A 16,808-nucleotide genomic window follows, 5' to 3' on the forward strand; every position below is an offset into this window, starting at 1 on the left:
ACACCACGCCGAATAGCGCAAACCGGGGCAACGAAGGCCCTTTTTTTAGTGATTTTCCAAAAACAAGCGGCAGAACCACGTAAGGCTCAGCACCGAAGAAGTTGACCAATGGGGGATCCCGCTGCTGGTTACCTCGGTCGGGTGCGAGGATAATGGTGAAAAAATGTTAAAGGATTTCCTGAAACAAAGCGCGGAAATGCTCGAAAAAGCAGGTTAGGACATCGGAACACGTGATACCAAACAGCCTCCCGGACTGGATGTTCACGAGATGGGCGGCGTGCATATGGGAAAAGACCCGAAAACTTCCCTTCTCAACGAATGGAACCAACTGCACCATTGCAAAAATGTGTTCGTAACCGACGGCGCCTGCATGAGCAGTACAGGAAATCAAAGCCTGTCAATCTTGTATATGGCTCTCACTGCCAGGGCGGTGGATCACGCAGTGAAAGAGGTGAGAATGGGGAATCTGTAATCAGGACTTGCTGAAAACGCTATACTGTTGACTTCAACGGCAATCATAAATTATCGGGCGATTGTTTATATTTGGCCGGTATTCAATGATTTATGTATTGTGGAAGGAAAAGAAGACAATTCGCTGAGCGGTGTCAAGGAAATTGCACGCAGGGCGAACGTTTCTCTCGGCACCGTGGACCGGGTGATCAACAACAGGGCGGGGGTAGCAGTAAAAACCAGGAACCGTGTCAACGCAATTATCGAAGAGCTTAATTACCAGCCCAACGTGCTCGCCCGGCGACTCGCCCTGACATCCAGAGGTCCCCTGCGGCTTGCCGTGCTGCTGCCTGACATTTCGGAAGAAACAGAGTACTGGAAAGCCCCGCTGGAAGGGATTAATAAGGCGGACCTGGAAATCAGGCAATATGGCGTTCAGGTGGAGCACTACTTTTTTGATCAGAATGTCCAGTCTGGATTTGCAGAACAGGTGAAACGGATCATGGAAAATGCGCCCGATGGCGTACTGATCACGCCCACTTTTGAGAAGGAGTCGATCGTGCTGATGAAATTCTGCAAAAAGAAGGAAATTCCCTGCGTGCTGATGAACTCGGACATTCCGGATCAGCAGCGACTTTGCTATATCGGGCCCGAACTTTTCGACAGCGGGTATCTTTCCGGTCAGCTGGTCCACTATTGTCTGAAAGACGGGCAGAAGGCAATGATTGTCAATATCGCCCGGGAGATCGAAAACAACGTGGCGATCCTGCGCAAGGAAGATGGGTTTCTGGCCTATTTCAGAGAAAAACTTTCCGAAGACCTGCTCGTTCATCTGAATATGACTGATACGGGCTATATGGCGGTTGCTGGAAGGCTTACCGCCTTGCTGGAAGAACACAAGAAGATTGGCATCATTTATGTAACCAATTCCCGGGTAGCATTGGTTGCAGAATGGCTGGAATCGATTGGGAGAAGCGATATTGTACTCATTGGTTATGACTATCTGGACAAAAACCTGGATTATCTCAAAAGGGGAGTGATCGACTTTCTGCTTTGCGAAAAACCTCAGGAGCAGGGTTACCGCGGGGTGATGTCGTTGTTTCAATATCTGGTATTTTCCACAACGGTCCAGGAGGATTATCTGATTCCCATCGATATTGTTACCAGCGCCAATTACAGGTATTATAGAAATTAAGCGAGGACTATATTTTTAATCTCATTTCGTGCACGTGCACAGTTTCAGATGAAGTACCGATCTTTTTTTTCGCTGCTGGTTTTAATGTGCTTTGCCGGGGGAGCCCTGTCGCAATCCTTCTCCATGAAGAAAGAATATGCCTCGACTCTGGTACAACTTTCGGGCACATTGCTGGACCTGCAAATAAAGGACCAGGAAAAGGCCGATTGCGGCGCATTGGCATGTAACACCTGCCACGTGCTGCATACGCGGGCGGCGGAGGCCGTTTACCCTTTTGCGGTCTCCTACAAAATCACCGGAGAAAAACGGTATTTAAAAGCCGCCAGGAACGCAGCATTGTGGCTGATCAGTCAGCAGCAGCCCGATGGAAGCTGGAAAGAAACGCCCGAAGAATGGACAGGTACCACCACCGACCAGCTGCTGATGCTGTTACTTGCCTATGACGTTGTTTCAGGAGACTTGGACAAGGAGGAAAAGGCTTCATGGCTCGCAGCGATCACCAAAGCTGCCGACTATCTTTACCAGGTGATGAAACCAGAATTTGCCAGCATCAACTATGTAGCCACTACCACCGCCACACTCGCCAAGGCGCACCATCTGACAGGAACGGAACGCTACCTCACCCGTGCACGCGGGCTTGCGCACAGGACGGTCTCCAAAATGGATGAAAATGGGTTTATCAATGGAGAGGGCGGGAGAGGAGTAGGGGCCAAATCAGGCATCGACCTCGGCTATGAAATGGAAATGTCACTTTGGGGGCTGGGCCTTTATGCCAGGACTACGGGCGATACTCTGGTTGACAACCGGGTACGCAATGCTTTGAAATCGCATTTAAATTTTATTTATCCGGATGGGTCTACGGATAACTCGTGGGGGATTAGGTCCAATAAATGGACGATGTATGGCGGGGCTACTTCCGACGGATGCCAGGCGCTGTTCTCGCTTTATGCGGATGAAGATCTGCGGTATGCCAGCGCATCTTACAAAAACCTCCTCTTTTTGAGAGAGAATATCCTTCCCAATGGCCTGATTGGCTATGGCCCGCACCATAACCGTGTTTTCGAAACGCAGCCGTGCATTTACCCCACTTTTACCAAAGCAAAAAACCTGGCGATGGCTTACCAGTTTGAGACAAAGGAAAGCAGGCCCTATCAATCTTTGCCGACGGAGGAGACAGGGTGGGTCAAATATCTCGACAACCTGGATGTGGCGCAGGTGCGGACAAAGAATTTCATGGCAACCATTACAGGTTATCGTTATAAAGACCAGAAGGCGGGCTCTAAAAGCAAATATATGTTCCGGCCGGATGGTGGTACCATGTCGTACCTGTGGGTGGAAGGCCACGGTGCATTGCAGGTGTCGAGCGTAACCGAATATTCTCGTCCAGAACCCATGAGCTTTCCTGAAGCGCCGGGCGTAAAATGTCTGACGCCCCAGATCGCTTACCGGGATTCTATTGGGTATTTTACCAATTTGTTCGAATTCGACGCCCGATTGAGTACAAGTGCTTTGGATAACGGCCGGTTCAATGTCAAAGCCAATGGCGAATTGAAAAACAGGGATTGGATCAATGGCGGTGTGGCTTATACCATTATCTATACTTTTACTGACGATTTCATAGAAAAGAAAGTGTTGCTGACTTATCATGACGCTTTTCCGACCGTGACTATTATCGAACCTTTTGTGATGCAGCCGGGGATGGAGATCAGGCAGATTAGTGATAAGACGGTTGGAATAAAAGGAGGGAAGAAGCATTTTGTTTTTACAACTGACGGAAATGGCAAGCTAATTGTGGGCAGGGATGCTGCCCATTACTGGACACCCTATCCGGCGATCAAGGCGTTTCCAATAGAAATTGAGGTTACTCCGCCGAAGGAAGGCTTTACACAGACGGTGACCTATCGGATTGCATTGGAGAAATGATGCTCTCCTTTTTATTGCCACGAATACGCGAATGAACACGAATACATTGGTGTTCATTCGCGTATTCATGGCATATCATCATTTTGAAAAATTATAAACGATTAATTGTTCAAAAGACCTTCCTGTACTCTTTTATGCAAATCATCTTCAAAAAAACGATAAATAATTTGGACGCTATTTTTTTTATTTTAATTTTGTGCACGTGCACGATTGTTGATCACTCCTCATAAATATCTCAGGAAACCAGTGATAAGTCAGGCACATTTTATTTTAATCATTTTTCGTGCACGTGCACGAAAAATGCATTCGGGAGAGAAAAATATGAATAGCCCTATGGACATATGTTGTGCATACCTCTATATCATTTCACGATATGGATATCCGCCGCCCGTCGAGGATACGGTCGGCCATATCCGGGAAATGGCCGCGCTGGGGTTTTCGTCCATAGAGCTCGAAGGAATTGGAAAAAGGAATATTGAATACCTGTTCAAGCATAAAAAAACGATTAAAGAATCACTGGAAGAATACGGTTGTACTGTGCCAATTTTATGCATTGTATTGCCACAACTGGGAGCTGATCTGGATGCAGCGGGCCAGGCAGACTGTCTGGAATTATTTGAAATGGGCTGCGAAACGGCCCGGTTTTTCGGGGCTGAGGGTGTATTGGATAACGGGCCGCTTCTGCCGCTCCGATATCCTGTCAACATGCCCGTCATGCGTCATTATAGCGGCAGTGAAATTGATAACCTGCGACCTTTATCCGCTTCCCGGTGGGATCAGTATTGGGGGGCGTTAACCGACAGATACCGTTCAGTTTGTGCTTTGGCTGCACAATATCGTCTTGATTATCACCTTCATCCTTGCGAAGGCAGTCTGACGCCGTCTACTGATTCTTTTTTGTTTTTCGCGGAAGCAGTTGGCGCGCCCAATCTGATGTTCAGCCTGGATACGGCAAACCAGTTTCTGATCCGGGAAAACCTGCCGCTCAGTCTGATCCGTTTGGGTAACCGTGTTAAATACATTCATATTTCAGATAACACAGGTCAAAAGGCTGGTCATCTTCCGCCTGGCAGCGGGAATATTAATTGGGAGATGTTCTTTTCCGTGCTACGGGAAATGAGTTTCAGCGGCAGGCTTGCAATTGATGTAGGCGGGGCCGAAACGGAGATCCAGGATCTGGATGCCGCTTATATAGCGACGGCAGAGTGGCTCAGGCAACAATGGTCCAGCAATGTTAGTGTATTGTTGTAAGTATTTTATTATGAATTAATTAGATTGAAATATCAATGAGTGTGCCTGATAAAAGATATGCCGGGTTTGTTTGGATAATGCTTTACGCATTTCAGTTTCTGCTCGCCGGAAACCTGAAAGCGCAGCAGTACGACATCCGTAATTCCGGCGCGGTAGGGGATGGTATCACCGATAATACCCTCTTCATACAAAAGGCAATCGACTCGTGTAACATTACCGGCGGCACCGTGTACGTTCCCAAAGGCATTTACCTGATTGGAACCCTCTATCTAAAAAGCAACGTAACCCTCCATCTGTCAGTGAACGCGACTTTGCTCGGCCAACCCGCGGCAAAATTTTATCCATACCAGGATTCAGGAATCCATTTTTATGGTGAGGATTGGGCAAAACAGGCTTTGATTTTTTGTAGAAACCAAAAAAACGTAGCCATTGAGGGCAAAGGGACTATCGACGGACAGGGAGCCGCATTTGTGACCACTACTTTGAAAAAGCCGGACCGGTATAAAAACAGGCCTTACCTCCTCTGGTTCGCGGGATGTGAAAATGTCTCGGTAACAGGGGTGCAATTGCGAAATTCAGCATTCTGGATGCAGCATTATTTAGGCTGCAAAAAAGTACGCATCGAGGGCATCAGCATCTGGAACCACTCCAATAAGAACAACGATATGATGGATATCGACGGCTGCAGCTACGTGACTATCTCCAATATCACCGGCGATTCGGATGACGACGGGATTACGATCAAAAGTACTTCACCGCTTGTATCTGAGCACATTGTGATCTCCAACTGTATCCTGAGCAGCCATTGCAGCGCCATCAAGTTCGGCACCGAATCCGTCGGGGGCTTCCGGAATATTGCTATTTCAAATTGTGTGATCAAACCCTCGGCGCAAACGACAACCATTTATGGCAAACCCGCGGGGATCGGTGGCTTGGCCATGGAGATCGTCGATGGCGGTATCATGGAACATATTGCGGTCAGCAACCTTGTGATTGATGGCCCCGAGGTCCCACTTTTCCTGAGACTGGGAAACCGGGCCCGAAAATACATTGCCACAGCAGAAGTGCCCAAGCCGGGTATCATACGCGACATCAGCATTTCGGACGTGGTCGCTACCGGCGCGGGAATAACAGGCTGCTCAGTTTCGGGTATCGCCAAAGCCAATGTCGAAAATGTTTCATTTAACAACATCCGCATTGTATTTGCGGGAGGCGGGGTAACCGCCGACGTGACCAGTAAAATAGAAGAACTGGAAGATCTGTACCCGGAAGGGACGATGTTTGGCAAACTTCCCGCATTCGGTTTTTTTATCCGGCATGTGAAAGGGCTGAGAATGTCCGGCATCAGTATGTCGTCTCACACTCCCGAGCAAAGGCCCGCTTTTTTCGTAGACGATACCAAAGATTTTGCAATCCTTGACATTGACACAAAACAGGCGGGAACATCGGTGCTTGTAAGCAATAGTGTGGACGGACTCGTGTCGGCAAAAAGCAGTGGTAAGCCTTTGGAAGATTTTCTAAAAAAGGATGGATCTTCGAAAAACATCAAAGCCAGGCTCGATTAAGTTTTAAATAAAGGTAGAAAACCAGTTAACGTATATTCATTGTCGTTAGTGAGAATCGTCGGTCTGCTCGTGGGAGCGCTATTTACCTTCTGTCATGCAAACGGAAGGCAGGCTGATCATTTTTTGTTCGATATGGGATCTCCCGTTTCCAAAGTCGAAAAGGGATTTATCCGGGTAACACCGGCCACCACGTATTCCAAAGAGCGCGGTTATGGCTGGCTTTCGGCTCCCCGGCAGGCTTTTGATACCACCTACCACCGCATTCCGGATTCGCTTTTTCGGGATGGGGTTACCGGTAAGGGAAGTTTGGTGTTCAGGGCCGATGTTCCGCCGGGCGATTATTTTGTGTCGCTTACGGTGGGCTACCCCGGAGAGCAGGCAATACCCATGGAAATGATGATCAACGACAGCGCTCTGGCCAATATTACAGTTCCCTGGTACCGGCTTCCCTACCGCTCTGTGTGCAGGAAAGTGACGATTGGAAGTAAAGGGGCAATTGTAAAAGTAATAGGGACCGGATCCGCTCAATTAGTAGGTATTTATAGTCTAGAATTCAGGCCAGTGGCAGCCTGGCCGGTAAATACCTTTACCAAAGGACCTGAAACAGATCTGTCCGAAATGACTTCGGTGGCACTATCATTGGAGAAAGAACTTGGAAACGATCCCGACAATTTCGCTCTGGAAACCCGGTTGAATATCTTGCAAAAACACATCACTGCCGCGACATTTTACGAGCAGGCAGGCTGGTCTGCGGAGGTGCGGAAAACCAGGATGAACCAGATCCAACGCATGTATGCGGCGATCGATCTGCTGGATCAGGTAGTGGCAGACCGGACGTCCCCGTTGTATTATAAGTCCCTTTACCTTTTGGCCAAAATACATTACTGGCTTTATAAGGAAGATAGTGAGCTACTTAGCGAAAGCAAGGCATCGGTGTTTTTCAATGAACTGGCGAAGGCCTTCCCGGATCATCAGCTGATCAGAATGTACAAAGGAGATCAGATTGAAGATCCTTACGTTTCGGATGTGGATATGCAAAATGCGCCGGATTGGGTCAGGTTCCAGCGCGAAGCAATGGGACGAATGCTCAAAGTAATTCACTGGTGGGTGAAAGAACGCCAGGCTCCCAATGGCGAACTGGGTGGCAAATACGCCGACGATGTGGAAATGCTCCGCTGGTGGCTGCCCGCGATCCTGGGTGCGGACGATGAAACTGCCCGCAAAGGTTACACCCGTTTGGCCGATGGGATCTGGAACAGCGGGGAACTTATAAGGGGTTATGACAAAAAGATAGACGACGTCGAGCACGCTGCAGAGCTTTTCCGGGATTCGCATGCGGGCATGTTTTTGGTGCGTTATGGTGACCCGGCATATGTGGAGCGCGCGATGATCAGCATGCAGAATTTTGATAAGGTGTGGAGTGACACCACGCATTTGGGGCACAGGCATTTTAAATCTTACTATTTCTCCGCCACAGAAGCATTGGAAAAATCGCCTTACGGTGTGGACGTGCCGCTGAATGCCCGGGCATTGCTCACCGGATTATGGGCAGCCTGGTACAATCGCAACCCTGCTTTGCTTCGGCAATTTTCCGAGTGGGCCAAAGCGTGGGTAGCCGACGCAGGAAGAACTGAAAACGGCAAACCTGCGGGCATCATTCCGCCGGCAATATCCTTTAAAAACGAGGGAATCGGAGGCGATTCAGACAAATGGTACAATCCCAGACTGCGTTATAGTTACTACCAATGGGACCATCTGGGGCACATTGTGGAGCTTTACAGTTTCCTGAACGGCATGCATGACCTGACCGGAGACAAATCTTTTCTGAATCCGATCAATAAGGTGGCGGAATTGATGAGACACCAGCAGGAAGAGACGGAGACAGCCGAACCAGGCACCCTGAAATGGGTAGAACAGACATTGACCGCAGGAGGCGACGATAAAACGGCTGGTGCAAATCCATTTGGAAACTTGTTTGCCATGACAGCCAACCTGAGCGGGGATAAGCAATATGACCAGCTGATCAGGCAATATGCGTCGCCTTACAACAAGTACCAACTGACCGGCGACGTGAAGGAGTTGCTCGGCGGTTTTGACCAGATCCTGAATTCGCTCCACTACAATTTCCCGCTGTTGACCAGCGAAGTAAAATTTACCGACCGCGTTTATGTGCGGGGAAGTGACCTGCTGACGGGCATGTACACGGGACATTTCGGAAGAGGTTTTGAATATCCTGCATTGGTGGCAACCTGGAAAAATACAGGCAGAAATGTATCCGTATTCGTCAGAAAAGGCGACCGTTCTTCGGCAGTCGTTTCGCTTTACAATGCGGGAGCTGCCAGGCAGGTGGAAATGAATACCTGGATGCTGGCGCCCGGCCAATATAAGCTACGCATTGGGACCGACGAAAATGATGATACTGTCGCAGAAAAGCTGATTCACGAGGAATTGGTTACGATCCGGGAGCGGGTCGGGGTGATCCGGATTGACCTTCCTGCCAGAAGTCAGATAGTGGTCAGGATAGATCCGGAGAAATTATTTGAGCCGAATCAAACAGCATTACCGGATATTGCAGTTGCAGGCAGGGATATTCAGGTTTTGAAAAATGCAAATAAACCGGGTATTGATGTCAATGTACATAATATCGGTAATGCAGAATCAGGCAAGTTGATGGCTTACCTGATTGTAAATGAATCGGTTTCTGACAGTGTTGCACTGGCTTCCATTGAAGCCCCAAATGACCTGGTACCACGTGTGCAGAAAGTTTATTTCAATTTTAGTCCCAAGGCCGGCCAGGATCAGATCACAATTAAGGTGAAAAGTGACGGTCAGGAACTGAATTCCTATAACAACATTGCGACGATCCAATATGCAGATACGGTTGCCAAAGTGCTGCCGGTACTTCCTTTTCCTCAGGTGGTGAAGCAGGGAGGGGGTCAAATGTCTTTTGCGGCTTCGGCTGATTTCAAAGCAACCGGATTGGACGCCAGACAGTTGCAGCGATTGAAAGCGCATTGGGGAACATTTATATCCGAATTAAAAGGAACAGTTACAAATCAGAAACAGGTGATTGAGCTGGTTTTTGTGAAAGATCTGTCTGCCGCGGATACTGCATTTTTAGCCAGATCAAAACCTTACCGCGATAGCATTGGAAGCGAAGGTTACCTTCTGCAGGCACGCTCCGGAAAAATTACAATCGCCGCCAATACCGAAGCCGGGCTTTTTTACGGATTGCAGACCTTACGCCAGCTCGGGCGCGGCGGCTGGAAACAGGAGCTTTTCATTGCGGACTGGCCCGCATTTGCTACCCGGGTGATTTTCGATGATATCAGTCGTGGCCCGATTTCGACCATTGGCTATATCAAAAAGCAGATCGAAAGATTGGCCGAGTTGAAGATCAACTACCTCTCTTTTTACATTGAGCATATTGTGCAGCCACTATCTCACGCGGATTTTGCGCCCAAAGATGGTAAGCTGACTATTGCGCAGATCAGGGAATTATCGGCTTACGCAGATCAATTTCACATGAAATTGATCGGTGGTTTTCAGTCGTTCGGACATTTTGAGAAAATATTGGCTTTACCTCAATACAAATCCATGGGAGAAACCAGCTCGCTGATTTCCCCGCTGGACCCGAAAGCCAGACAGTTTCTGGAAGATGTGATCGGGGAGCTGGCGGATGCATTTAATGCGCCCTGGTTCAATGTCAATTGCGACGAAACATTTGACCTGAACAAAGGAAAATCGAAGGCATATATCGATAGTATTGGCGCAGACCGGTTTTATGCCGATCACCTGAATTTTCTGTACGGGGTTTTAAAAAAACACAACAAGAAAATGATGCTTTGGGGAGATGTGGCGATGCAACATGACAAAATTCCCGAAATGCTGCCCAAAGACGTGGTGTACCTGACCTGGGAATACGGCGACGCCAAAAGCTACGACCATTGGATCAAACCATTTGCGAGCCGCGGACTGGAATTCATGGTATGTCCCGGCGTGCTGAATTCGTACCGGATGTTCCCGGATATGGTGATGGCGAAGGGCAATATCAAAGGTTTCCTGGAAGCTGGAAAATCGCAGGGTGCCACGGGGGCATTCACGACTTTGTGGGACGACGGTGGTACCTATCTTTTCTCGGCCGACTGGTATGGCGTGTACGCCGCAGCGGAAAAAAGCTGGAACCTGGCCGTAAAAAGTGAGGCAGGATTTGACAGTCGGTACAGTTTAGCTGCATACGGATCCTCCAATGACAGTTATGTTAAAGCTATTTTTAAATTATTGGAATTGAGGAGCTTGCCGCTTACTTATAATATGAACGATGTTTTGTGGCAGCAGGAATTATTGCCGGAAAAAGGGCAGTCGCTGTGGTTGAACAATACTTCGGTACCGGAAGCAAAAAAGATCCTTTTGGAAGCCTCGGACTTCCTGGCGAATGCAAAATCGCAATTCAATACCGGCGATATCCAAACCGTCGAACACTCGATTGCGCAATACACCTTGATGATGGATTCCCGCCAAATATTGGCCTCCGCCTCGACGACCTACAAACAGGCTTTTGACCTAAAAGCTGAAAAACCTGCTGAGGCAAAAAAGCTGGTACAGCAATCCGCAGACGCGGTGAAGAGGCTCAGAGAAAGGTATGTTGTTTTAAAAAATAGTTATCGGAAAAGCTGGCTGGACGAGAACCAACCCTATTGGCTGGACGTGGTAATGGGTACTTATGATGTCAAAATCAATGCATTGGCGGGATTGGAAAGTGCGCTTGGGAAAGTAATAATGCCAACCTCGGGAAAGCTGACTTTGCCTGCTGCCAACAAGATCGGTTTCGATATTTCCGAAACGCCGCATACTTTTTTTAGCTATTGGCTGCTAAGTGGCCCGTTTCCGTCGGAAAAAGAGGGTATTGTACCTCCATTTCTTTATTCTGAAAATGAGGAATACAACAAACCGCCAATCCCCGGAGGCATTGCGAGTTTTAAGGGGAAAATCTACCGCTGGCACAAGTTCGCTTCCAAAAGCGGCGGGATGATTGATTTGGGCAACTATTTCGGAAAAACAAATACCGCAACCGGCTACGCGTACTGCACTTTGAATGTGACCGGCAAAAGTGTCGATGAGGTTTTTGTGACTTCTACGGCGGGGACGGAAGTTTTTTGCGATGGGAAGAAAATAGCCACGATTCCGGGTGATCAGAAAACTGCCGCCGAGCAGCGGATACCGGTTTCCCTCGGAAAGGGTACCCATTTATTTGTTTTAAAAATACCCCAAAAAACAGGCGTGCCCTGGGCATTCAACATGCGGCTCAGCGACGATCTGCAGGTCGTAAACACCAAGCATAAATACCAGACGAATTCTAAAAATAAAACCTATGAAGTGGAATAACCCCAATCGCTATTTGTTCGTGTTCATGCTTTTTTCGCTCTGGGTTACTGTTGCCCGGGGCCAGGCGAAAAAGGAGGATTATCTATTGGCCATCGACCAGATCGCCCAATACATTTCCGGCCCGATGATGGACGAGCAAGGCAGGTCGAGATGTGATTACAATATGACCGAGGGGAAATGGTACGAGTATGAAGTTCCATGGCATACCGGTCAGGCTGTCAATGCGTTACTGGCGGCTTACAAGCAAACAGGCAAAAAAAAATATCTGGCTTCGGCGATCAAAGGCGGCGAGTATTGGGCTGGATTGGAAATCAAAAACCATCCGGTGCTCAAAGGCATGGTGAACGCGCACCACGGGGATACGATCGGGGAGGATTTTATCATTTTCGCGACCGTATCCGATGGTACCCCCGGCATTTACGAGCTCTCGCGGGTGACCAAAAACGATAAGTATGCAAAGGTCGCCACGTCGGCCGCCTATTGGATGATGAAAAATATGTACGATGCTGAAAACGGCATTTGCTACGATAACATCGATGCCAAAACCGGCGAAGTGCTGAAAGAAAACAGTCCGTTCTGGAAGAATAAGGCGGAGCAAACGTTGTTCGATGTTTCGCGGCCCAATACCGAAGGCTGGTTGTTTAAAGATGCTTTTGAGTTTTCCGGGGATACCAAGTTTAAGGATGCTTTTATCAACCTGTGCAACAGTTTGATTGAAAAACAGGGCCCGGAGGGCGTTTGGATGAGCTTTATGCCCAATTCGGCAGAGGCTCGCTCTTTTCACCCGCGCTTTTCATTGTGGTATGCCGAGTCGCTGATCCAGGCATTCAACCTCACCGGTGACAAAAAATACCTGGACGCCGCTTCCCGCACCGCGGAGGTTTTTGCCAAAGCACAGCAAAACGACGGGACGATCTATTACGATAACTACCTCAACGGCCGGCAGCCCGACAAAGGGTCGATCACCGGTTCGGCCACGGCATTGGCCGGGATCGTCTGGATGCAGCTTTCCCAAAACGGCTACAAGCAGTTTGACCCAAACATTGAAAAATCGGCCAGCTGGATCCTGAAAAACCGTTACGCCCAGGACCACCCCGATCTCAACCTGCGCGGTGCAGTGCTCGAAACACGCATCCGGTTTAGAAAAGGCAAAGCCTGGCTTACCAACCGCGACACCGGAAGCACTTTTGCCCTTCGTTTTCTGGTGGATTACATCGGCTACAAATTCAAATAAATCCTACATACAACCGCTCTCGATTCTCTATGAAAAAACTATTCACTGACTATTGTGCCCATCTGGGCATGCTGGCCGCCTTTTTGCTCTTATTTTCCGGTTCGCCTGTTTTTGCGCAGCAAAGCCACGGCAGTATAAAAGGGCAGGTTACGGGTGTCAACGGAGAAATCCTTCCGGGAGCCTCGGTTTTTATCAAAGGGACCAATATCGGTGGCGTTACCGATCTGGCGGGAAACTACACATTGGTTAATGTTCCCGCCGGAGGCCAGACGGTCACGATCAATTACATGGGATTTGCGCCTGAGGAACAATCGGTTGGGGTTATTGCGGGCAAGACGGTTTTTGCAAATGCCAACCTGAAATCCGCCGACCTGAACCTCGGCGAAGTAACCGTCACGGCGCTCCTGGAAGGGCAGCGAAAAGCGCTGAACCAGCAACGGAATTCGGACAACATCAAACAGGTGATCTCCGCCGATGTCATGGGCCGCTATCCCGACCTGAACGTGGCCGAATCCTTGCAGCGTTTGCCGGGGGTAACCATTGGCAGGAACAGCAGCGGGGAAGGCGCAACGGTACAAATGCGTGGTACGCCGGGTAATTTTACCAACATTAATGTGAATGGCGAGCAGATCATGGGAACCCAGGAAGACGGTTCGCGGAACGCGCAACTGGATGTGATCCCCATTAATGTGCTTTCGTCGATGGAAGTAGTCAAGACGCTTACGCCGGATTTGGACGGGGATGCAATTGCAGGTGTGGTGAATATGAAAACACCGACTGCGGCTACATTGAAATCGAGATTTGCGGTGGATTTAGGCGCGGGGTATAACAACCTCCGCAGCAACCTGAACGGGATTGGTAATGCTTCATGGGGCAAACGGTTTCTTGCGAGCGATAACAGTCCGAACGGAAAGCTTGGCGTGATCGTGACGGGAAGTTATTTCCGTACTAAAAACGGCTATGATGAGATCAGGGCGCAGGTTTGGGAGAAAAACGATTATGGAAAAGGTGAGATCTATTTCCCGACAGATATCAGGTTGTTATATGTTGAAAACGAGCGTACGCGCATTGGTACTTCGGCTACGGTGGACTACAATTTCAGCCCGACGACCAATATCATCGCGAACTTCATGTACAGCACCCACGACAACGAGCTTACCCGCTACCGCAAACGTACCCGGATGCAAACTGCGCGGAACGTGCTGGGTGAAGACGGCGAATACACCAATTCGAGGGGACGCGGTTATAACGAGATCAAAGCGGCGACGGAAGATAACAGCAACCTGAATTTCAATATCCAGGGCGAAACCGTTGTGGGCAAAGTGAAGCTGGACGCCGGGGTTTTTATGAATAAATCAAAATTTGTAAACAAATCGGGGATCTATAACTACATCACCGGCAACATCCCGCTGGAAATCTTCGATATCAGTACCGACTACCTTTCGGCCTCCGGCACGGATTGGAAAAACGATGCTTCTCTTTATACCTACAACACCGTGGAACGCGACTGGTGGAATACCAATGGTACCAACTTCACGGCAAGGCTGAATGCCAGTGTGCCTTATCAGATCGGCAACAATTCGGCATTTTTCAAAGCTGGGGTGAAAGTGAAACGCATGCATAACGAACGTTCGCGCCCCGACGAAACCATTGTAACAACCTATGCAGGCGATGCCGCCGCTGGAAAGCTGACCAATTTCTCGGGATCGCCAGAAGTATCCGACGATCTGCTGGACGGAAATACCAATTTCGGATTGGGTGTGGATAAGGACAAAACGATCAATTTCCTGAATGATAACCTGGGTACAGACCTGTTCCCGATCAATGTGGGTGCCACCAGGAACAGCATTGACTCTTACTATTATGATGCCCTTGAAACCGTTTCGTCGGCATACCTGATGAACCGCATCCAGTTCAATAAGTTGATGTTCCTGATCGGTGTGAGGCTGGAAAAAACCGATGTGAATTATAAAGGCAATGTTATTCAGACGGACGCTGACGGAAATTGGGTTTCGACTACCCCTAATCAGCAAACGAACGACTACGTGAAAGTGCTTCCGAACATTCAGTTCAAATACGATATCGACAAATCGTCGCTGGTACGTGCGGCACTTACTTACGGCTACTCCCGCCCCAACTTTGTGGACCTGGTACCGGGCAGGCTGATCAGCATTTTGAGTGAAACGATTACGGACGGTAACCCGCAGCTCCAACCTGCTTTTTCAACCAATTTGGATTTGATGTATGAAAAATACCTGGATAATCTTGGTATCATTTCAGGAGGGTTCTTCTATAAAAAAATCAACAAGTTTCAGTACAACAGTGTGTTCGCATTGGCTGGAAACGAATTTGAAGGTGCAGAGCGCTATGAAGGATGGAGATGGTTCAGAACGTTAAACGGCGAAAGTGCCAATGTACTTGGGATGGAACTGAATGTACAGGCTAATCTGACTTTCCTGCCAGGCATGTTGAAAGGCATTTCGCTGATGGCCAATTATACCTATACCCATTCTAATGCGGACGCACAGTTCAGAAAAGACCTGCGCCTGCCTGGCCAGGCCGATCATACTGCCAATGGTTCGCTGGCTTTCAATCACAAGAAATTCACCATCCAGGGTAACCTCAACTACAATGGGGCTTACACGGTATTGCTCGGCGACCAGGATGCAACCGACGTGATCCGTAACCAGCGGATCCAGATCGACGCCAATGCGAGTTACCGGATCACCGACAAGATCTCCTTTTATGTGGAGGCACAAAACCTGACCAAAGCACCGCAAACGGACTATTTCGGGGAGCGTAACAGAATGTATCAGAAACAGTTCTATTCTTTCTGGGGCCGCGCCGGGGTGAAATTCAGGTTCTGAACTGGAAAAACAATGCTATATAAAAATCGATTAATTTAAAATATCTATTAAATGTCTATTATTAAAAAAGGAACAGCGGATCAGCTGGAAGTCAGGATTTTTGAAAACAGGGAACAGCTGGGTGAAGATGCTGCGACGACGGTTGCAGACAAGATCAACGAGCTGCATCAGACGCAGGAAGTAGTCAATATTATTTTTGCCGCCGCTGCTTCCCAAAACGAATTTCTTGCCAAACTGATCACGCTGGATATAGATTGGACACGCGTCAACGCTTTTCATATGGACGAATACATTGGTTTACCTGTCGGTGCTCCGCAGCATTTCAGTCATTTCCTGGGCGGGCAGATCTTTAACAGGGTACCTTTTGCGAATGTATTTCGTCTGGATGGGACCGCGGAAGATACGGAGGCAGAATGTGAACGTTATTCGACCTTGTTGCTACAATATCCGACCGACATTACCTGCATGGGAATTGGCGAAAACACGCATTTGGCATTCAACGATCCTTTTGTTGCCGATTTTAATGAAAATAAATTGGTCAAGGTGGTAGACCTGCAAGTTGAGAGCAGGCAGCAGCAGGTGAATGAGGGTTGTTTCGACGCGCTCGAAGAAGTCCCGAAGGTGGCCTACACGCTAACGGTTCCCGCCTTACTGAAAGCAAAAGCCATTTACAGTATGGTCCCCGGCCCTTCCAAGGCCCAGGCGGTATATCATACTTTGGTGGATGAAATTTCGGAACAATATCCCTCCTCCATCATGCGTACTTTGCCCAATGCAGTTTTATTCCTGGACGAAGCCAGCGCGGAAATGGTTTTCCAGGAGCAGCGGGTTGTTTTTGAGTAACTGCTTAGTTTGTCATGCTGAGCGAAGTCGAAGCACGTTACTGGCTCGACACGATGCCTTTTTTAGGTAATGCTTCTCGTCCTTCGACCGCCGGG

8 protein-coding genes and 1 pseudogene are annotated in these 16,808 nt (G+C 48.7%); all 9 read left to right on the forward strand.

Annotated features, from left to right (window positions below; all coding sequences use genetic code 11):
- Window positions 1–64 precede the first annotated feature (64 nt).
- Window positions 65–472, forward strand: a pseudogene (locus BP71_RS36275) (GMC oxidoreductase); the annotation flags it as partial.
- Between the two features lie 99 nt (window positions 473–571).
- The gene (locus BP71_RS36280) at window positions 572–1,645 is read left to right on the forward strand and encodes a LacI family DNA-binding transcriptional regulator (RefSeq protein WP_496386572.1); all 1,074 of its coding nucleotides are present in this window, start codon (window positions 572–574) and stop codon (window positions 1,643–1,645) included.
- 123 nt (window positions 1,646–1,768) lie between these two features.
- Window positions 1,769–3,568: an ulvan lysase-like protein gene (locus BP71_RS36285; RefSeq protein WP_496386573.1), complete on the forward strand. Its 1,800-nt coding sequence runs from the start codon at window positions 1,769–1,771 to the stop codon at window positions 3,566–3,568.
- Between the two features lie 333 nt (window positions 3,569–3,901).
- Window positions 3,902–4,819, forward strand: a complete 918-nt coding sequence (locus BP71_RS36290) for a sugar phosphate isomerase/epimerase family protein (protein WP_496386574.1) — start codon at window positions 3,902–3,904, stop codon at window positions 4,817–4,819.
- 35 nt (window positions 4,820–4,854) lie between these two features.
- A complete protein-coding gene (locus BP71_RS36295) occupies window positions 4,855–6,384 on the forward strand; it encodes a glycoside hydrolase family 28 protein (RefSeq protein WP_496386575.1) in 1,530 nt (509 codons plus the stop codon).
- 48 nt (window positions 6,385–6,432) lie between these two features.
- Window positions 6,433–11,769, forward strand: coding sequence for a glycoside hydrolase family 20 zincin-like fold domain-containing protein (locus tag BP71_RS36300; RefSeq protein ID WP_496386634.1), 5,337 nt, complete (start codon window positions 6,433–6,435; stop codon window positions 11,767–11,769).
- Window positions 11,756–13,003 (forward strand): hypothetical protein, encoded by a 1,248-nt coding sequence (locus BP71_RS36305; protein ID WP_496386576.1) that lies wholly within the window; start codon window positions 11,756–11,758, stop codon window positions 13,001–13,003. Before BP71_RS36300 ends, BP71_RS36305 begins: the two co-directional genes overlap by 14 nt.
- A 29-nt stretch (window positions 13,004–13,032) precedes the next feature.
- A complete protein-coding gene (locus BP71_RS36310; RefSeq protein ID WP_496386577.1) occupies window positions 13,033–15,870 on the forward strand; it encodes a TonB-dependent receptor in 2,838 nt (945 codons plus the stop codon).
- A gap of 51 nt (window positions 15,871–15,921) precedes the next feature.
- Complete coding sequence (locus BP71_RS36315; protein WP_496386578.1) at window positions 15,922–16,713, forward strand: glucosamine-6-phosphate deaminase; 792 nt, start codon at window positions 15,922–15,924, stop codon at window positions 16,711–16,713.
- Window positions 16,714–16,808 lie beyond the last annotated feature (95 nt).

The organism is Dyadobacter ginsengisoli DSM 21015, assembly GCF_059568735.1.